The organism is Chryseobacterium sp. 2P (assembly GCF_059579425.1).
Genome location: NZ_CM184194.1, coordinates 2,140,398 through 2,160,729, shown reverse-complemented (window position 1 = coordinate 2,160,729; position 20,332 = coordinate 2,140,398). Strand labels below are relative to the sequence as shown.

Here is a 20,332-nt window from a genome sequence, read left to right as displayed (position 1 = left end):
TACTTTTTTGTTGCCTGAAATTTTCATTCAGGTAACAGTTATTTTACAAAATGCTTGCCAAATAAAGGATTTTCGGATTTTCAAATGTTAATAATTCACAATTTTTAGAGTGAATTATTATGTATTGGATAATGTCATTCAGATCAAATCAAAAAGGTCAGGCTTCATGACGAAACCTGACCTTTTTATGTATTGAAATCAAAATTGTTTTTACTGAATCAGCTTCTTAGAATTTGTAAGCTAAACCAACCTGGAATGTGTTGTTTCTTGTTGCATCAGAACCATTTGGTCTGTTTTTAGCAACGTCTGTTACACCTGCAACATATCTTGCAGTAATACCAAGGTTATCTGTGAAATAATATCCTGCTCCTAAACCGATACCGAAATTAAATGTGTTTAGGTTGTCTTTATTGATATCATCTGTATAGCTTGCTGAAGAAGTCGTTGTTCCTGAACCGTTGGTTACAGTAGTAGTTCTGTCTCCTTTATTTTTTGCGCTTACCAAGAATCCGAATTCAGGACCTGCTTCTACATAAAAGTTGGGAACGAAGTTATACTGGAACATTACCGGTACAGCGATGTAATCTAAGTGAGTTGAATATGATTGAACATTTCTTGTAGTTGTATTAAGAACTGTAACTTCATCAACACTTTTTACTTTAGCTCCGTACTGTGAGTATAAAACCTCCGGCTGAACACTGAATGAACTTGCTAAAGGAATGTTTGCAAATACACCTGCGTTAAATCCGATTTTAGATTTTTGGTCTTCAAGACTTGCATCTTTAGATAGAGAAGCTACGTTCATCCCACCTTTGATACCAAATCTCACCGGGATTGAAGATGAACCCGTCGTCTGAGCGAATGCTAATGAACCAGCTGTAAGTGCTACTCCTAAAATTAACTTTTTCATAACTTTAATTTTTTAATTTTTACTATTTTCTAATTTTAAATTTTACTACTGTCAAAATTTTTCGTTTGACGCAGAGTATCTTCCAAATTGCTTGCCAAAAAACAAATTATGATAAATGTCATAAAAAAATACATCTGTAAAAACAGATGTATTTTATTTTAATATTTTGATTTTCAGAAATTTAAATTTTTAATTAAACATTTGTTTAGAAATAGTCTAAATTCAAAACAGATCTGAAAATATATTCGATTTTTAAGTGAATTTTTAGAAACTATAAAGAAACATCATTCATTTTTCTGTAAAAATCCAAAGAAGAAGTGATGTTTTTCAGGCTGCACTGATGATCGAAATTACATGCTCCGATTCCGGTAATCAACGAGAAATTAATTTTACTGTCAGCATTTTTCTTGTCATTAAGTAAAAGACCGAAAATATCTTCGTCTTTAAAATCGCTGATATCAAGATAAGGGTAATACTTCTGAATGTTTTCTATAATAATCGTAGTGTCTTCTTCAGAAATTAAACCTTCAAGATAAGCAAGATGCGCTTCCGTAATCATTCCCATCGCCACAGCTTCGCCATGAAGAATAGGGTTTCCCTGACTTAAACATAAGCTTTCAATGGCATGACCGATCGTATGACCAAAATTCAGTGTTTTCCTGATATTTTTTTCGTGGAAATCTTCCTGAACGACATTTTGTTTAATATCCATTGATGTCTGAATATGCGGAATTACGCCTTCAATATCCAGTTTACTGATCTGGGTAAGACTGTCCCAGTGAGATTTATCGGCAATTAATCCGTGTTTCAGCATTTCGGCAAATCCGCTTCTTAATTCTTTGAAGGGAAGAGTTTCAAGAAATTTAGGATAGACGAAAATTTTCTCAGGAAAAGTAAAAGTTCCGACCATGTTTTTATAATGCATAAGATCAATCCCTGTTTTTCCTCCGATAGAAGCATCACACATCGATAAAAGCGTCGTTGGAATATTGATGAACTGTATTCCTCTTTTATAAGTAGATGCTACAAAACCTCCCATGTCCGTAATAACGCCACCGCCGAGATTAATAACCAGAGCTTTTCGGTCTGCCTGCATTTCCGTAAGAATTTCCCAAAGCTGGTTCGCCGTCTGTATATTTTTCATTTCTTCACCGGCTTCAATCTCCAGAATTTCAAATCCGAGATCCGTTTCCATGTTTCCTAAAAGGATGGGAAGACAATATTCATGTGTATTTTCATCAACTAAAATAAAGATTTTGCTGAAAGATTTTTCGTGTAAGAAGTCGTTTAATTGAGAAAAATTATCGTTTAATATTGTTATCATTTTCAGATTTTCTGTAGGGTTAAATGTAAAACTATATTGCAAAGTTATGATTCTTAATTTTTAACTCGTTATTAAATATACTATCTTTGCAGAAATTTTTAGAATGAGCAGAGATAATAATAATTCAGAACGACCAAAGAGACCAAGAATTTCAACCAAGAAAAATTCTGATAATTCTCGTGCTTCCAGATCTGGAAATTCTTCAGAATCAAAACCTTTTAAAAAATCTTTCCCGAAAGCAGGTGAGCGAAATTCAGACTCGAAAAGAAGCGGTACGAGCTATCAGGACAGAATGGATAAGAAATACGGAAAGACTGAAAAAGAGCCATTCATAACCAGTTCAGGGGAAGAAAAAAAATCTTTCGGAAAATCTGCACCGAAAAGAGGCGGAAGCAGACCCAATACTTTTGATACAAGAGATAAATACGAAAGAGGCAGCCTGAAATACGGAAGAAGACCCGGAACAGAAAACAGAGAAGATAAGAATAAATCTTTTGTACAGAAAAGAAGACTGAATAAAATTGAGAAAGATGTACATAAAGACACGATTCGTCTGAATAAATACATCGCCAATTCCGGAATCTGCAGCAGGAGAGAAGCTGATGAGCTGATTACGCAAGGTTTGGTGGAAGTAAACGGAAAAGTGGTGACGGAAATGGGTTATCAGGTTCAGAAAACGGATAAAGTGGTTTTCGACGGACAGAATATTACCCCTGAAAAACCGGTTTACGTTCTTCTTAACAAACCAAAAGGATATATTTCTACCACAAAAGACGACAAAGCCAGAAAAACAGTAATGGATCTTGTAGCGAACGCTTCACCATACAGAGTTTTTCCGGTAGGAAGATTAGACCGTTCTACAACCGGAGTTATTCTTTTAACGAACGACGGCCACATGACGAAAAAACTAACGCACCCGTCTTTTGATGCAAAAAAGATCTATCACGTTACGCTGGATAAAAAGCTTACACACGAAGATATGAAACTTATTGCGGAAGGAATCCGTCTTGATGAAGGAGTTGCTGAGGTAGATCAGATTTCGTTCATCGAAGGAAAACCAAAAAATGAAGTGGGAATTGAAATCCACATCGGGTGGAACCGTGTTATCAGAAGAATTTTCCAGAGATTAGGATATGAAGTGGAAGCCTTAGACCGAGTAATGTTTGCCGGATTAACGAAGAAAAACATCAAAAGAGGACACTGGAGAATCCTTACAGAGCAGGAAGTAAATAATCTTAAAATGCTTTAATTTTGAAGTAAATTTTAAGCTAAAAATAAAAAGACGTTGAATTTTTTTTCAGCGTCTTTTTTTTTGCTTTAACACGAATGCCACGAATGCTTTTTCACAAATATCACAATGAGTTTATTTAAACTTTTGTATCAATAAAATATTCTTGTTGGAAAGCGCAAAGACCCAAGATTTTTATTAGTTCTCCAATCTTTAAGGTGCAAGAAAATCAAAGATTTTCAAGAAGGATTAATGCTTATTGTATCGTAGATAAAATCTTTGAGCCTTAAAAAAAGACAGTATTTAAAGAATATTTTGCGTCTTTGCGATAGTTATATTAAAGTTGTTTAAAGTAAAATGGTAAAAAACTCTATAGAGTTTTATCTGTGTAGACACCATATTCGCATGGCATTCTACGTTCCGTAGGAACGCTATTTTTAGAAATTTATCATATTTAAGATATCAATCCTATGGATTGATTGACGGATTTATTCTTATTTCTACACAGATTCTGCTCCTAAAGGAGCAAACTCTTTTACTTTAAACAACTTCATTATTAAGTTTAATATTAAATTGTGCTATCTGTGAAAAAACATCAGTGCAATTTGTGTTTAAAAGCTATCCTAAAACCGTAACCCCTTTCTGGATCATATCATAAATGGCATCTCTTCCGTTATCCGGCTTTACGTTTACGGCACGTGTTCCGTTAAAGTGAAGACAGGTTACATAACCATTGGCTACAGCATCGGTGCAGGTATATTTTACACAGTAATCCATAGCAAGACCTACGATTTCCACCAACTGGATGTCATGATATTTTAAAAAATCGTCCAGACCGGTTTTCATGAAATGATTATTGTCCTGAAAACCGCTGTAGCTGTCGATTTCTACATTTTTACCTTTCTGTACGATGTGGGTTACTTTGTCTCTGTTAAGATCCTTATGGAATTCTGCCCCGAAAGTTCCCTGAATACAGTGATCGGGCCACATAAACTGCGGAACCCCATTTAAAATAATGCTTTCGCCTACTTTTCTGCCATTATTGCTGGCAAAACTTTTATGATCTGCAGGATGCCAGTCCTGGGTAAGTACAATCTGATCGTATTCGTTTTCTTCCATCAGAGCATTGATGTAAGGAATTACTTCATTAGCTCCCGGAACAGCCAACGCTCCGCCTTCACAAAAATCATTCTGCACGTCTACGATTATTAACGCTTTTTTCATATTTAAAATTCTCGAAATTTTTGATAAATCTACGAATTCCTAGCTTCAAAAAATTATCCAAAACAGAATTATCGGACAAATCGGCATTAAGTTTATTGAAGCTATCCGTTTCGAAGTCTTTAAAACCCTTTAAATAATTTCGGATTTCCGAACTTTCTCCCTATTTTTACTGAACTTTTTAATCAAAAAATAAAATGATTCAGTATTTAGATAATATTCATCACAAAGATTCCAAAAACTTTTTTTTAATTGCCGGTCCCTGCATCATTGAAGGCGAAGATATGGCGCTGAAAATTGCCGAAAAAGTGGTGGAATTAACCAATAAATATAACATTCCCTACATTTTTAAAGGAAGCTTTAAAAAAGCCAACCGAAGCAGAGTAGATTCTTTTACGACGATCGGAGAAGAAAAATCTCTGGAAATTCTTAAAAAAGTAGGGGAAACTTTCAATATTCCTACAACAACGGATATTCACGAAAACGAACACGCGGCTTTGGCGGCGCAATATGTGGATGTTTTGCAGATTCCTGCGTTTTTGGTTCGCCAGACAGACCTTTTGGTTGCCGCAGCACAAACAGGAAAATGTGTCACCTTAAAAAAAGGACAGTTTCTCTCTCCGGAATCCATGAAATTTGCCGTTGAAAAAATTACAGATTCAAACAATCAGAAAGTGGCGATCATAGAAAGAGGAAATACCTTTGGCTACACAGATTTGGTGGTAGATTACAGAGGAATTCCAACCATGCGAAACTATGCGCCTGTCATTCTGGATGTTACGCATTCCCTGCAACAGCCAAACCAGAGTTCTGGAGTTACAGGAGGAAGACCGGATCTTATTGAAACCATAGCAAAAGCCGGAATCGCAGTAGGTGCAGACGGAATTTTCATCGAAACGCATCCCACTCCCGAAACCGCTTTGTCCGACGGAGCCAATATGCTGAGACTGGATCTGCTTGAAGATTTACTACAAAAACTAACCAGAGTAAGAGAAGCGATTTTATAATGACAAAACTTTTTTTACCTTTAGTTCTTTCTTTTTCAGCTGTTTTTTATTCTCAAAAAAGAGATTCTTTACAATTTTCTTTGCCTGAAAAATATAATCTTCATTTAGAGGAAAAACAGGAAAATGACCAAATGATAATGATGGAATATATTCCAAAAGGTCAGAACTGGGACAACTATGATATTATAATTACAAAATTAGTATCCAAAAATCTGGCAAAAATTCCGTTGCAGACTTTTTTTGACAATAATAAAAAGCTTCTTCAGTCTAAAACCAAAAATTTGCGAATAAAAGAGTTGTCCCGAAATAAAAAAGGCGAAAGAGAATACATTCTTTTTACTGCTGAAGCAGATTCTTATACCAATTCAACAACTACAGAATCTCAGATACAATATTTTGTAAAAGGCGACAATGATGTATTTATGTGTCTTGCAGCAATTAAAGAAAAGAATTTACCAAAGGATTTTGTAGAAGAATGGTCAAAAGTTTTCCTGCAAAGTCAAATTATAAAATAAAAGTTATAAATTAACCGTTTGAAATTTTAAAGCATTTCTTTTGAAAAAACTAGTTTTACCATTGAGCCTTATGGTTCCTGCATTAGTATTCTCTCAGGTAAAAAAAAAGAGGGATACAGTGAAGACCGAAACTATTGAAGAAGTAGTTTTCCAGAAAAAAGTAACAGGAAAAACCAACGATATCACCGCCGTAAAAATTTCGGCAAAAGATGCTCAGAATGTGGCAAGCATTTCCGGGGGTATCGAAGGAATTCTTAAAACTCTGCCTTCCGTAAACTCCAATACGGAGCTATCTTCACAATATATGGTTCGTGGCGGAAACTATGACGAAAACCTGATCTATATTAATGATATTGAGATCTACAGACCATTCCTCATCAGAAATTCTCAGCAGGAAGGGTTAAGCATCATCAATCCCGATATGGTTTCCACCGTTAATTTCTCAGCCGGAGGTTTCGAGCCGAGATACGGCGATAAAATGTCATCTGCTTTAAATATCTATTACCGTGAACCTGAAAAATTTGAAGTTTCCGGAGAAGGAAGTTTAATCGGAGGAAGATTATCCACCGGTTTTGCTCTCGGAAAAGATAAAGAAGGAAACAGGAAATTTACCGCTTTATTTTCAGGAAGATACAGAAATACAAACCTTGTTCTTAATACCCTGAAAGAAGATACAGACTTTAATCCGAAATACATGGATTTTCAGACGTATCTGAATTATCATTTCAGCCCGAAATTTACGGCTTCATTCATAGGATATTATTCCAAGAATGATTACGAAATGATTCCGAAAGCGAGAAGTGTAGACTTCGGATCTTTGCAGCAGCCGATTAATTTAACGGTAAATTATGGTGGCCGTGAAGATGATAAGTATAAAAATATGATGGGAACATTCTCCCTGAACTATAAACCATCCGATAAATGGAGATTTACTTTAGACGCTTTTGCCTACCAAAACCGTGAAAGAGAATATTATACCATTGCTTCGGCTTACGTTTTACAGACTTTTGATCCGATCACGGGAGAACCCGTTACTTCTTATGATACAGGAGGACAAATAGAGCATGCAAGAAATGATTTATATGTAAAAACATACGGAACACAGTTCCGAACCCGTTTTTCGCCTAACGTAAATACAGATATTGAAGTCGGATTTAAATATGAAAAAGAAAATCTGAAAGATCTTACCAACGAATGGAAACTGGTAGATTCTGCAGGTTACAGCACGCCGATTTCCGCACTTTTAGATCCCAGAAATCCGCCGGATCTAAAATTATATTACAGCATTGCAGGGAAAAATGATATTCAGCCGACAAGAATGTCTGCTTACGCGCAGTATTCTCAGAAATTTTTCTGGGGAAGCAATAAAGTATTTGTAAACGCGGGAGCAAGAGTATCGCACTGGAGTTTCAATAACGAAACTATTTTCTCTCCGAGAGCTCAGTTTGCAATCAAGCCGGATTGGGATACCGATATGTTGTTCAGACTTTCCGGAGGTATCTATTATCAGGCTCCTTTTTACAAGGAAATCAAAGACTTAGACGGAAATTTTAATTCAAATATAAAATCCCAGAGATCTATTCAGGCAATTCTGGCGAACGATTACGAATTCCAGATGTATGACAGACCGTTTAAGCTGACTATGGAACTGTATTACAAGAAAATGAATGATCTGATTCCGTATTTCATGGATAATGTGAGAATACGTTACTCCGGAAAAAATAATGCTTCGGGTTACGCATACGGAATTGACACCAGATTATTCGGAGAATTTGTTCCCGGAGTGGATTCCTGGTTATCGGCAAGTTATGCCCGAGTGTATGAAAATATTGATGGGAGAGGAGACATTCCGAGACCAACCGATCAAAGGTTAAGATTTGCGATGTTTTATCAGGATTATATGCCGAGATTCCCGAAAATGCGTGTCAATCTTACGTTAACTTACGCAATGGGATTGCCTACAGGATCGCCGATCGTATTGGATGAAAACAGAAAAATCGATTATCTTGCAGGATATTCCTATCAAAAAACTTTGACGTCTTATAAAAGGGTAGATTTAGGACTTTCTTATGCCTTCATCGATCCTAAAGAGAAAAATCAGGCATATGGTTTCTGGGGTAATTTTGATGAACTGACGCTGGGTGTTCAGGTTTTTAATGCCTTCAATATCAGAAATACAGTTTCCAATCAGTGGATTACCGATGCGAATACCAATCTGATGTATCCTGTTCCTGTACGTTTAACAGGACGTTTCTTCAATGTGAAACTTGAATTTAGAATAAAATAAATACAGACTCCTGAATTTTTTCGGGAGTTTTTTTATTTCCTGAATTTTATAACATCTTTACAGAATTTTATAACGAAGATTGTCTTCATATTTTTAACTTTGTCTCAATGAAAAAGATTCTTGCCATCCTGTTCTCTGTATTCTACTTCGGTTTTTCTTCCGGAGCGGTTTTCAGTGTTCATTATTGCATGAATGAACTGGCTTCCATCAGTCAGAAAGTGGATGATGTCTGCAGCAAATGTGGCGTAAAAACCAAAAAGGATTGTTGTAAGACAGAAATCAAAATTGTAAAAGTTGATGATTCCCAAAAGTCAGATTTTCTTAAAATTGATTTTTTAAAACAAATCCATGACATTCGGAAAAATGAATTTTTCTTTACAGATCATTCTTTTTCGACAACAAAATTTACTCAGATTCAGATCAATGCGCCGCCGGAAAACCGTTCCGTTCCGATCTTTATCAGTCATTGTAATTTTAGAATTTAAAATCTGTCAGTCGTTTGATCTTTTGATCATTACGAACGACACGGCTTGTCGCTTTGCGCGATCAATTTACCAACTTTTTCTTTAAAAATTAATTCTAAAATTTAAAACAATGAAAAAATATATCATTACAGCAATATTCTCATTATTCTCAATTATTTCAATTTCAGCGCAATCTAAAAAAGATGCACAGGTTACCAAACTATATCAAAATTATATTGCTATAAAATCTGCTCTGGCTTCAGACGATGCCGATAAAACCTCAAAAGCGGCTACAGAATTCATTAAAACAGCTTCTACAATTGATTACAAACAGGTTTCGGAAGGAAATTTAAATATTCTAAGAAAAGATGCTACTGCAATTTCTGAAGCAAGAAACATCAGTACACAAAGAGAAACATTTATGAATCTTTCCGATAATATGATCGCTTTGGCAAAAGAATTCAAATTTTCTGAAAATCCGGTTTATGTTCAGTATTGTCCAATGGCAGACGGAAGCTGGCTGAGTGATGAGTCAAAAATCGCAAATCCTTACTACGGAAAATCAATGCTTTCCTGCGGAAATGTAAAAACAACAATTAAATAACAATTATATCTTATTTAAAAATAATAATTTGTATAGCTTAAATTAAAATTTACTTTAATGTATTGATTTGGAGGGTATTCCAAAACTTTGAGATCTTAGTTAAGTGAAACGCTTTGTGAATTTAAAAATATTCTCAATAATTTCAACAAAATCTTTGTGAGCTTTACGTTAAAAATTAAGTGATTTAGATTTTTCCACTCCACTTCTTTTCGCTCAAAATGAAAGCTTTTAAAATTTAATTCAGGTTATACAACTTCAAAAAACTTCGAAATATTATGAAAAAAATAATAATATTTCTGCTGTTTTTATTCTCTGTTTTCAGTTTCTCACAGACTAAAAAAACCTATTTCAGTTGTCCGATGCATCCTGAAATCGTTTCTTCAAAACCGGGAGACTGCCCGAAATGCGGAATGACCTTAAGGAAAAAAGTTGTTGCTGTAAAACCGAAGACTATTTCAAAGCCGGAAGCAGAACCCGTACAGAAAACAGAAATAAAATCAAAAGAAATTAATAATAAGAGTAAGGCTAAGATTGAGAAAAAGAATGATTTTAAAAAGACAGACAAATCTTACAAATCAAATATTTCTAAACCTGTTTTAAGTACATCTGAGACTAAAGTTTTAACACAGTCAAAGTCTCATTCTAAAACCCAATCTCAGCCTCAAAAATATACCTGTCCGATGCATCCGGAAATCATTTCAGACAAACCCGGAAAATGTCCGAAATGCGGAATGGATCTAATAGAAATTGAAAATCATTCACAGCATCAATCTGATCCGGAACCAAAACCTGATAATTCTGTTTTAAAAAGAAATTCGGAAAACGGCAGAGTAAGTTTTGGAGGAAAAACGGTTCGTTATGATTTATATGTCAAAGATACGATCGTCAATTTTACTGGAAAAAACCGCAGAGCGATTGCTGTCAACGGAAAATTACAGGCTCCGACTTTATATTTCACGGAAGGCGATACTGCCGAAATTTATCTTCACAATATGCTCAAAGAAAACACAGGATTTCACTGGCATGGCGTGATTTTACCGAATGAACATGACGGAGTTCCGTACTTAACAACAAAACCTGTAAAACCGGGAGAAACACATTTGTATAAATTTAAGGTTTCCCAAAACGGAACATATTGGTATCATTCTCATGAAAGTTTGCAGGAACAGATCGGGATGAACGGAATTTTGGTGTTTCAAAAAAGAGAAGTAGAGCCAAAAGTAAATTACACTCAGGAAATCCCTGTTTTACTCGGTGACTGGAGTGATGAAAATCCGATGCAGATTGCAAGACGACTTCACATGGCGAATACAGATTGGTATGCCATTAAGAAAAATTCAGTGCAAAGTTACTGGGAAGCCATAAAATCCGGAAACTTCGGGACAAAAGTGCTGAATGAATGGAAAAGGATGGAAGCTATGGACGTAAGTGATGTTTTCTACGATAAATTTCTCATCAACGGACAGCCAAGCTCTGCTTATTCCAATTTAAAAGCTGGAGATAAAATACGGTTAAGAGTTGCAAATGGAGGTTCATCCACTTATTTCTGGCTGAATTTCGGAGGCGGAAAGATAAAAGTAGTAGGAAATGACGGAAACGATGTGGTTCCTGTGGAAGTCGACCGACTGATTGTAGGAGTTTCGGAAACTTACGATATTGAAGTCACCATTCCGGAAAATAAAAGTTTCGAATTTAGGGCAACTTCGGAGGACAGAATTGGTCACGCTTCGCTTTGGCTGGGTTCAGGGGAAAAAATCGAAGCACCGGATTTACCACGGTTAAAGCTTTTCGAAGGCATGAAAATGATGAACGGAATGATGGAAATGAGCGGAAATATGAAGCCGATGAACATGACGATGGGCAATCAGATGATGGACATGAATGAAGTGATGTATCCCGAACTTCCTGAAAGTCAAAGAAAAATGACGATGAAGCACATGAATGAAATGATGGGCATCAAAACCAAAGAGGAAAACGAAGAGCATTCCGGTCATTCGATGGAAATGAAGGAAGAAAAATCAATTAAAAGATTGTCCTATAATCTGTTAAAATCTCCTGAGAAAACCATTCTTCCGACAGAAAATGTCCGCGAACTGAAATTTACTCTGGAAGGAAATATGAATCATTATCTCTGGACTTTAGATAATAAAACGGTGACGGAAACCGATAAAATTTTAGTGAAAAAAGGGGAAATTCTGAGGATTACAATGTATAACAACTCAATGATGCGCCATCCGATGCATCTTCACGGTCATGATTTCAGATTAATCAACTCAAAAGGTGAATATTCTCCGCTGAAAAATGTTGTGGATATTATGCCGATGGAAACCAATACGATTGAATTTGCTGCCAATCAGGATGGCGACTGGTTTTTCCACTGCCACATTCTGTATCACATGATGGCGGGAATGGGAAGAATTTTCAGCTATGAAAATTCAAAGCCAAATCCACAATTGCCTGACAGAAAACTGGCTTGGAAAAATTTTCTGAAAGACAACAGAATGATAAGCTCAATGGCAATGCTTGACATTAACAGCAATAAAATACATGCTGAATCCATGACGATGTTCGGACCGAGATGGGCAAATTTAAATGAATTTCACTCGAACTGGGATTTTGATCATTTTGACGGAAATTTTAAAGTCGGCAGATTTTTAGGGAAATTCCAGTGGGCAATTCCTTATGCGGGTTTCAGAATTCAGAAAAATCATGAAATTATGGAACGAAAAATGGCAGAAGAAATGGGAATGGATTTTCATGGAAAAAAAACGTGGTTTGGACAGCAGAAAGCTTCCAAAACTCAGGGTGCATTTACGGTCGGGATGCAGTATCTTTTGCCGATGCTCATTACAGCGGATGCAAGTGTAGACCAGAAAGGAAAGGTTTTACTGGAATTCAGCAGGGAAGATATTCCGCTTTCAAGAAGGCTTCGCGGAAATTTTACGGTTAATTCTGATGGCGAATTCAATACAGGTTTGCGCTACATTCTACAGAAATGGCTGTCTGTTTCCGGAAATTATGATAATGAAATGGGATGGGGAGCCGGAATTACCCTTACTTATTAAAGTTTTTATAACAAAATAGAATTCAATCCTTCAAGATTTTTAAATTTTGGAGGATTTTTATTTTCTATAAACTGCATGAAATTTATCTGAAAGTTTGCTGAAAATTTATTAGACAGTTTAATTAAAATTTTTCAATTGCATTCAGACTGAAAATTTTAACGCAAAGTTGATATTTTAAGGTAAATATTTTAAAGTAAAGCAAAGTTATTCAGATTTCATCTGTTATTAAGCGAACGTTTTATGATTTACCTTTGGCAATCTTCACTGAGTGAATAGTTACTGAGCTTGTCGAAGTAGCTTTGCGAACGAAGAATATTCTCAATAATTTCAAAGAAACTTTTGCGCCTATTGTGTTGTAAAAAGATAAACATTAAGAGCAGTTAAGAAGTTAAGAAAGATTAAGAATTTGCAGGCAAAATGAAGGATACGTTTAAAAATAATTAGGATGTAATAAAAAACGCTCTGTGTGCTTATTAAAGTCAAACGCCTTAGCGAACTTAAAAATATCCGGTAAGTTTTTAAAAGAAAATCTTTGCATTCTTCGCGTTAAAAAACAAGTAGACAAATAATCAAAATGTCTGGGAACTACATTTCCAGTCGAATTGTTTTTTCAACCAGTTTTTGATTAAAACTTTCAGGAATCAATCTGAACATGAAATTCCTTAGAAAAGTTCCTTTTTCCCATTGAGAAATCTGTCCGATTTTCCAGCTTGTATCGACTACATAATCTACTTTTTTTCTCCTGATCTTCTGAAAATTTTCAAAAACTTCATTAAAATTCTGATGCTTTTCCAACAGTTTTCCGATGATATAAGCGTCTTCAATCGACTGACAGGCTCCCTGCCCGAGATTCGGCGTTGTAGCATGTGCGGCATCGCCGATCAGACAAAGATGATGAGTGTGCCATTTCGGAATAGGAGCGAGGTCGATAATTTCGTTAAAAATGATATTTTCCTGAAATGTTTTCTCAATAATTTCAAGAACCAGAGGATGAAACCCGTAAAAATTTTCAGCTAATTGATTTTCATTCTGATGAATGTTTTTATTAATAACAGCGTACCAGTATATTTTTCGGTCGGTCATTCTTACAAAACCAAAACGTTTTCCTTTTCCCCATGCTTCAATGGCTTCATGGTGGAAATTTTCAGGAAGATCAAATTCTGCCAAACCGCGCCAGCACAATTGCTGTGTATTTCTGATGGTTCCGGTTCCGAAAATCTGGTTTCTGACTTTTGAATGAATTCCATCTGCTCCGAAAACAATTTTGCTTTCAGTTTCAGTTCCGTTTCCAAAATGTAAAATATAATTTTCTTTCTTCTCAATTTTGTTCAGCGCATGATTCAGTTGAATAGTTTCATAGCCGATATTTTCCGCCAAAATCTTTTGCAGATCGGCTCTGTGAATGGCTACATTGCATGAATTGTATTTCTTCTCCAATTCCAGAACATTGGTTTTAGAAATAGGTTTCAGCTTTTCATCTGTAATCGAAATGCCGTGAATTTTGTTTCCTGCCTGTTCAATTTTTTCTTTTAACCCCAATCTATCGAAGATCTGCATCGCGTTGATTGCCATCATAATTCCGGAACCGACAGGTTTTATTTCCGCTGCCGATTCATACAGGGTAAAATCAATGTTTTGTTGTTTCAGGATATTTCCTAATGTTAAACCGCCGATTCCGCCTCCGATGATCGATATTTCATTCATTATTTTAGATTTTTCAATTCGCTCAGCAGTTGATTCTGTTTACTGATAAAATTATCCAGACTGTCTGTTTTTAAAGGATGTGCATTCTGATATTTTTCAATTTCAGGAAGGGTTTTTCTGATTTTGAAAATTGTATACGTATCGTGAATTCTTTCACGGTTTTTTGTAATTTCTTCAATCAGATCTTTTATCTTTTTCACTTTGAGATTATAGCGTTCTGCGCTTTTTTTAATTTCTGCTTCAATTGCTTTTCGTGATATTGAATCGCTTAGAGATTTAGCCAAAGATTCCGCATTGCTGTAATAGGTTTCAGATTTGCTAATGACATCATCATATTCAAGTGTAGCCTCATCTGTTTTGCTGTCGATCATGCTTACTTTTTCATCAAGAGCCTGAAGATTTTTATCGTTTTTAAGCAATTCATCATAAATCTGATGAACCATATCATCTTCACGGGAAGAAAATCTTGTTCCTTTTGTTATGGAGCCTGAAGCGGAAGATTCCGCATTGTCTACTGCATTTTCAACCAAAGGTTTATTTTCGGATCTGTTTTCATTGCAGGAAAACAGGGCTAAAAGCAGGGTAGAAGTAAAAAATAATTTTTTCATGTTGTGTATATATTTCATATGAGTTCGGATAAGTCTTCTTAAACGCAATGCTAAACAAAGAGATTCAATTATTAAGAATTCAGCTTTTAAGATATACAATGGCGTAAAACTTATCAAAGTAATACTATTTTGTCTTTTTTAAATAAACGAAGTGCCTTTGTTTAGCTACAAACTTTCAATAAGTAAAAAAATCTTTTGTTTTTCTTTGCGATAAATCATTATAGTGTTATAAATCAATTATTTAAAGTTATTTTTTATCCGAACTGAAGTTATTTAATTTTTGATTTCAGGAATTAAAAGATCTGCCGGACTTATTGTGAAAAACAGATCTGGATAAACAAAATCCAGAGAACGGTTTTCTTCTCCTCTCAGCCGGAAAAACTCTTTTTCCTTTTCTTCATCGGCTAAAATAAATAATTCTCCGGTTGAAAAATACGGTTGGTTGTCCTTAAATCTGATAAAGGTTTTGGAAGTTCTGAACGTCATTCCCAACCATCTGTTATCCGTAAAGCCTTTAGAATTAGAGTTGGAATTCAGAACAATTTTATGCTGAAACTTTTTATTCGTTTCTACCGAAAATAGTACAACAGAATGATGATCCAGTATAATTTCAGATTCTTCTTCCGTGATTTTGTCTTTTATAACAAGCTTTCTGAGCTGATTTTCTTTTAACTGATCTGGATTTTCATAGCATGAAAACAAAGCAATAAATGAATGATCTTCCAGATCCAAAGCCTGATCGGAATGAAAACCCATTTTCGAGTACGAAGAATCATACACTTCAATCAATGCATTGTTGAAATGCTGTTCAGGCACATCTGTTATTTCGGCTGAAATTGTTTGGTTAATTTGTTCAACAACGGAATGATGAACCCTAGAAAAGAGATTCGCCGGAATCTGATATCTTGTTGTTGTTCTTACAACAGCAAAAGTTCCGTTTTCTTCTTTCACGAGATGATTTCCGAGCCTGCCTTTTCCTGTTGCTTCAAAATCCGCAGAATTCAAGAGATTTTCAAATGTATTTTGCTTTTCAGGAAGCCTTATTTTATAAAATCCGAAGCTGCTCATTACAGTATTGGTTTTTCATAATCGCCCAGATTCATGCTGAAATGGGTTGTTTTATAGTTTACCTTATTCTCCGTCATGTTCTCTTCGTAATAAGAATTGCGAAGTTCCGCCTGCATTTCAGGAGTCATGCTTTCCAATTTAACATAACTACCGCTTTCTCTGATGTAGGTCTGATTGTCTCTGTACATCGCCTCAAGATTCGAACAACGAACCACATATCCCATTCTTATCGGAATCTGATCGACTCCCAAAACAGAAGGGCGGATTTCATGTGTATACAATCTGTTGGTAGACAGCGGAATAATAAACGCAGAATCCGGGTATAAAGTAACCGTAAATTCTTTTTCCAGAGATTCATCCTCAACCGTTTTCTTAAGCCTGAAATGGAGTCTTGTTAATGCGCTCGTTTGCTTATAACACACATCAAATCGATCTGTTTCCGATGGTTTTAAATGGTCGGAATTGGAATCGTCGTAGAAAGTACAGAATGCGATCAGTCCTTCTTTCGGCATATCCTTCGTTTTATCGGAATGGGCTTTAATTTTAGCTTTCACTTCCTTTTCAGCATCGGAAGTTTTCTTTTTGTTCTCATAAATCTGTACCAAAGCGTGATTCAGATCGGTTTCATATTCAAAAGTTTCTTTTGCACATTCGTTAAGAAGAGCTATAATTTTTCGGTCGGTTTCTCTGAAATTATCTGTAGGTCCTGTCAGATTACTCGAACATCTCAACAAATTGAAATGCAGTGTTTGTTCTCCGTTTTCATTGGCTTCATGAGTCACTTTACTCAGATAAACGCCTTTTCTCAGAGCTTTCGCTTCTTTATTGGATTCTGTAAGCTCCTGAAAATGATGTTCAGATTTTACTTTTTCAAAAATATTCTTCTCATGAAAAATTCTTCGGAAATAGACTCCCGCATTGCTTACAATAACCGGAACTTCTCCAATTTGAATAACCTTTGATTTTTCTTCGCTGCTATTTTCAAAATTCACCGAAAATTCTTTAATGATATGCAGGAAATGATGGTCTTTCTGAATATTTTCCAAATTTCCGCAGATGTATATTTTTTGATGATCAAGTTCCGGACTAAGCTCATGAACTACGGTTCCGCAGAAATGATCGATGATGTACTGAAGTTCTGTATTGATTTCCTGACTGTTATTTAAAACAACAAGAACATTTTTCTCTTTTGATATTTTGTTTTCTTCTGAATGGTTATTCATGTTTCTCAATTGAAAAGTGAAGATAGCTAAAATTTTAAATGTTTTAAAATCTTAAAGCCCTTAAGGAATAAATACATTGATTTTCACTCAGTTTTTTTAAGCTAAGGAGGCTTAAAAATAAAATATTCTTGTTGGAAAACGCAAAGACGTAAGTTTTTTATTAATCTCAAATCTTTAAAGCGCAAGAAAATTAAAGATTTTCATAAAGATTGTTGCTGAATTTTATCGCAGATAAAATCCAAATTTTAGAATTAAAAAAGACCATCACAATGACGGTCTTTATCTGTTTTTTGAATTTCAGATTCAAATTGTACTATTCGTATTTGGAAAAATCAACCGCAAAGATGCATCGGTTCACCTGACTTCCGTTTTGTGCTCCTGCATTCGGTTCGTATTCGGTTAAACTCCACAAATAATTATATTGAGATTCATAGTAAAGAGATTCCGCTCCGTAAGGCCATCTGAAACGTACCGTATCGTCTGCACCATCCGTATAACGCGCTAATCTCGCGTTTGATCCGTAAGAATTGCTTGGAGATCCGGTACAGGAAAGCCATGTTCTGTTGCCCTTTCTGAAAACACCCTGAATTCCGTGCGCATGATTGTCTGTGAAAAGACTGTTTTTCGGAGTCACGGTTACAATTCCTGTATTCTGAAGTCTACCGTTCGTATCAACCGGAAAACCAAATACTTTTGGGACAATGGAAGCATCCGCGCTGCCTGAATAATATTGTCCTGTCCAGAACTGCGTTCCTTCATCATTTACCTGAATCGTAGAGAAAGGATTTGCGTTATTGATCTTCTGATATCCTGTCTGCGGCAATATGTACCTGTAATTGAAAGCGAACAGGTTTCCGTTAGAATCTTTACCACATTTATCATTGGTTGTGTCGCCTGTACTTACTTCAATAATTTTATTCAGATCGAAAACACGGACGCCTAAATTTGTACTGCTGAGATAAATTTTACCTTTAAAATAGGCAATTCCGCCTGCATGAACATTCAGCGGAGCATAAGAACCATACTGCGAATAGCCTGTTGTACCTGCCGGAATATCGGGCTGAACCAAAAGAATATGACGGTAAGTAAGATATGTACTGGAACTCGGACTGATGTCAATCAGGGTAATTCGGGAACCTTTAAATTCTGCTTCATCTTTCGCATACCAACTCACCAAAAGATAACGGACCCCATCTTTGGTAAATCCTGAAATTCCCTGCGGTCTCCAAAGAGAAGTTGTTTCATCATCGGTGTTCCATCGGATTCCTCTCACTCTGTTTTCTTCAGGAATATTGAATCCGTAGACTTCGGTATAAGCATTTCCGCCGATTGCCTGACGGTTTTTATCAATCTGTGAAGGATTTAAAAAGCTAAAACCGGAATTGATGTATGTGCTTGTATCGGTGTAAGCATTTACGCTTACGTCTGCGGCAGCTTTGCCGAGATCGGCTTTTGAAGATAAATTTTCTTCTTTTAAAGTGGAAGCGATTTCATTATCTGTACATCCTATGCTCGTTATGGTAAGCAAAAGCATCCATCCGAAAAGTTTTCTTTGAATCATGATTAATTTAATTTGTTTGGGATTTTAAATTGCATGCGAAACTATCGGATTCTTTTTCTAATTGGATTTCAAGCGGATTAATTATGTATTAAATTTATGTTTTATGAGTGGTCAATTATCATGCATATTTTGACCTTTAATATATTTTTCTAAATCAAAATCTTTTTTTTTGAGGTTAAGATTTACTTTAATGCTTCTATTAGAATTCCTTATTTCTAGTCTTTCTTTTACTTTTTGTTTTGCATAGTAAGAATATTTATAGAAAACCTCTGGAAAATCCTCATAACTTTTAGTAAGCTGAATGATGGGTTTATTGATTGTCAGAATGAAAATTTCGTCATCCAGAAAAACAATATCTGCTTTTCTGTAGCTTATTTTTGCACCTAATTTTGAATAGCCTTCTATCTCGGCTTCCACATTTCGAACTAAAGTATAATTCTCTGTCTCTGATGAAATCATAAAACCGTTTCTGTTTATTTTTATTTAAGAAGTAAACGAATATATTCCCGAAAATAAAAATCAGGATAATTCCTCCGATAAAAAGTTGTGATTCATTCATTTCAGCAAAAATAAAAAAGCGGAACCTGAAAATCAAGCTCCGCGTAATATTGTTTCGTTAAAAATTACTTCCCTAAATAAGATTTTAAGATCTTACTTCTGGTGTTGTGCTTCAATCTCTTGATCGCTTTTTCTTTGATCTGACGAACTCTCTCTCTTGTAAGGTCGAAAGTTTCCCCGATTTCTTCTAAAGTCATCGGATGTTTTCCGTTCAGTCCGAAGTATAATCTTACCAAATCAGCCTCTCTCGGAGTTAAAGTATTCAATGCTCTTTCGATCTCGATTTGCAGAGATTCAAGCATTAAGTCTTTATCCGGACTTGGAGATTCTCCTGAACGCAATACGTCATAGAGATTAGAATCTTCACCTTCTACTAAAGGAGCATCCATCGACAGGTGTCTTCCGGAGTTTTTCATCGATTCTTTGATATCTTCCTCGCTCATGTCAAGAACTTCCGCCAATTCTTCCGGAGAAGGTGGTCTTTCGTTTTCCTGCTCAAGGTGAGCGTAAGCTTTGTTGATTTTATTGATGGAACCGATCTTATTTAACGGCAATCTTACAATTCTCGACTGTTCTGCCAAAGCCTGTAAGATCGACTGACGAATCCACCAAACCGCGTAAGAGATGAATTTGAAACCTCTAGTTTCATCATACCTTTTTGCCGCCTTCATGAGTCCTAAGTTACCTTCATTAATCAAATCGGGTAAAGAAAGACCTTGATTTTGGTACTGTTTAGAAACGGATACCACGAAACGAAGGTTGGCTTTAATTAATTTTTCCAGTGCTGCTCTGTCGCCCGCACGGATTCTCTGTGCCAAATCTACCTCTTCGTCCGCAGTAATTAGTTCTACTTTACCAATTTCCTGCAAATACTTGTCTAATGAAGCAGTTTCCCTGTTGGTTACCTGCTTAGTGATTTTTAATTGTCTCATCTATTTTATCCTCAAAAAAGAGTTTCTACTATAATATACGTATGAAGGAACAA

At 35.6% G+C, this 20,332-nt stretch carries 17 protein-coding genes; 7 read left to right on the top strand and 10 right to left on the bottom strand.

All coding sequences use genetic code 11. From position 1 onward, the window contains the following. Positions 1-226: 226 nt before the first annotated feature. On the bottom strand, positions 227-910 hold the full coding sequence (locus AC52CF_RS09885) for a porin family protein (protein ID WP_496518124.1): 684 nt from the start codon (positions 908-910) through the stop codon (positions 227-229). Positions 911-1,181: 271 nt separating this feature from the next. Beyond that, entirely contained in the window at positions 1,182-2,234 is a 1,053-nt protein-coding gene (gene aroB / locus AC52CF_RS09880) for a 3-dehydroquinate synthase (protein WP_496518123.1), read from the bottom strand. A gap of 103 nt (positions 2,235-2,337) precedes the next feature. On the opposite strand from aroB, the gene AC52CF_RS09875 reads away from it, so the two are divergent. Continuing rightward, positions 2,338-3,483, top strand: coding sequence for a pseudouridine synthase (locus tag AC52CF_RS09875; protein ID WP_228457585.1), 1,146 nt, complete (start codon positions 2,338-2,340; stop codon positions 3,481-3,483). Positions 3,484-4,080: 597 nt separating this feature from the next. Here the strand turns inward: AC52CF_RS09875 and pncA are convergent. Further along, positions 4,081-4,686: a bifunctional nicotinamidase/pyrazinamidase gene (gene pncA / locus AC52CF_RS09870; RefSeq protein ID WP_108410940.1), complete on the bottom strand. Its 606-nt coding sequence runs from the start codon at positions 4,684-4,686 to the stop codon at positions 4,081-4,083. A 194-nt stretch (positions 4,687-4,880) separates the two neighbouring features. On the opposite strand from pncA, the gene kdsA reads away from it, so the two are divergent. The 6 genes from kdsA to AC52CF_RS09840 all read left to right on the top strand — a co-directional run bounded on the left by kdsA (position 4,881) and on the right by AC52CF_RS09840 (position 12,625). Then, positions 4,881-5,690, top strand: coding sequence for a 3-deoxy-8-phosphooctulonate synthase (gene kdsA, locus AC52CF_RS09865; protein ID WP_496518122.1), 810 nt, complete (start codon positions 4,881-4,883; stop codon positions 5,688-5,690). Next, a complete protein-coding gene (locus AC52CF_RS09860; RefSeq protein ID WP_375191012.1) occupies positions 5,690-6,205 on the top strand; it encodes a hypothetical protein in 516 nt (171 codons plus the stop codon). The genes kdsA and AC52CF_RS09860 overlap by 1 nt, the downstream gene beginning before the upstream one ends. Positions 6,206-6,245: 40 nt before the next feature. After that, complete coding sequence (locus AC52CF_RS09855) at positions 6,246-8,492, top strand: TonB-dependent receptor plug domain-containing protein (protein WP_496518121.1); 2,247 nt, start codon at positions 6,246-6,248, stop codon at positions 8,490-8,492. Positions 8,493-8,599: 107 nt separating this feature from the next. Continuing rightward, positions 8,600-8,977: an HYC_CC_PP family protein gene (locus AC52CF_RS09850; protein ID WP_496518120.1), complete on the top strand. Its 378-nt coding sequence runs from the start codon at positions 8,600-8,602 to the stop codon at positions 8,975-8,977. 109 nt (positions 8,978-9,086) lie between these two features. Further along, a complete protein-coding gene (locus AC52CF_RS09845) occupies positions 9,087-9,560 on the top strand; it encodes a DUF3347 domain-containing protein (RefSeq protein ID WP_496518119.1) in 474 nt (157 codons plus the stop codon). 275 nt (positions 9,561-9,835) lie between these two features. Beyond that, on the top strand, positions 9,836-12,625 hold the full coding sequence (locus tag AC52CF_RS09840; protein ID WP_496518118.1) for a multicopper oxidase domain-containing protein: 2,790 nt from the start codon (positions 9,836-9,838) through the stop codon (positions 12,623-12,625). 585 nt (positions 12,626-13,210) lie between these two features. Here the strand turns inward: AC52CF_RS09840 and AC52CF_RS09835 are convergent. From AC52CF_RS09835 to AC52CF_RS09805, 7 genes are all read right to left on the bottom strand, one after another. Then, positions 13,211-14,329 carry an FAD-dependent monooxygenase gene (locus AC52CF_RS09835; RefSeq protein WP_375191010.1) on the bottom strand — a complete coding sequence of 373 codons (1,119 nt, stop codon included), beginning with the start codon at positions 14,327-14,329 and terminating at the stop codon, positions 13,211-13,213. Beyond that, positions 14,329-14,937, bottom strand: a complete 609-nt coding sequence (locus AC52CF_RS09830; RefSeq protein WP_214589755.1) for a hypothetical protein — start codon at positions 14,935-14,937, stop codon at positions 14,329-14,331. Before AC52CF_RS09830 ends, AC52CF_RS09835 begins: the two co-directional genes overlap by 1 nt. 273 nt (positions 14,938-15,210) lie before the next feature. Next, positions 15,211-16,005, bottom strand: coding sequence for an alpha-ketoglutarate-dependent dioxygenase AlkB (locus tag AC52CF_RS09825; protein WP_375181565.1), 795 nt, complete (start codon positions 16,003-16,005; stop codon positions 15,211-15,213). Beyond that, positions 16,005-17,228 (bottom strand): hypothetical protein, encoded by a 1,224-nt coding sequence (locus tag AC52CF_RS09820; protein WP_214589757.1) that lies wholly within the window; start codon positions 17,226-17,228, stop codon positions 16,005-16,007. Before AC52CF_RS09820 ends, AC52CF_RS09825 begins: the two co-directional genes overlap by 1 nt. 313 nt (positions 17,229-17,541) lie before the next feature. Next, the gene (locus AC52CF_RS09815; protein WP_290263095.1) at positions 17,542-18,789 is read right to left on the bottom strand and encodes a hypothetical protein; all 1,248 of its coding nucleotides are present in this window, start codon (positions 18,787-18,789) and stop codon (positions 17,542-17,544) included. A gap of 111 nt (positions 18,790-18,900) precedes the next feature. Continuing rightward, on the bottom strand, positions 18,901-19,248 hold the full coding sequence (locus AC52CF_RS09810) for a hypothetical protein (protein ID WP_214589759.1): 348 nt from the start codon (positions 19,246-19,248) through the stop codon (positions 18,901-18,903). 164 nt (positions 19,249-19,412) lie between these two features. Then, positions 19,413-20,279: a sigma-70 family RNA polymerase sigma factor gene (locus AC52CF_RS09805; protein ID WP_027385416.1), complete on the bottom strand. Its 867-nt coding sequence runs from the start codon at positions 20,277-20,279 to the stop codon at positions 19,413-19,415. Positions 20,280-20,332: the final 53 nt, after the last annotated feature.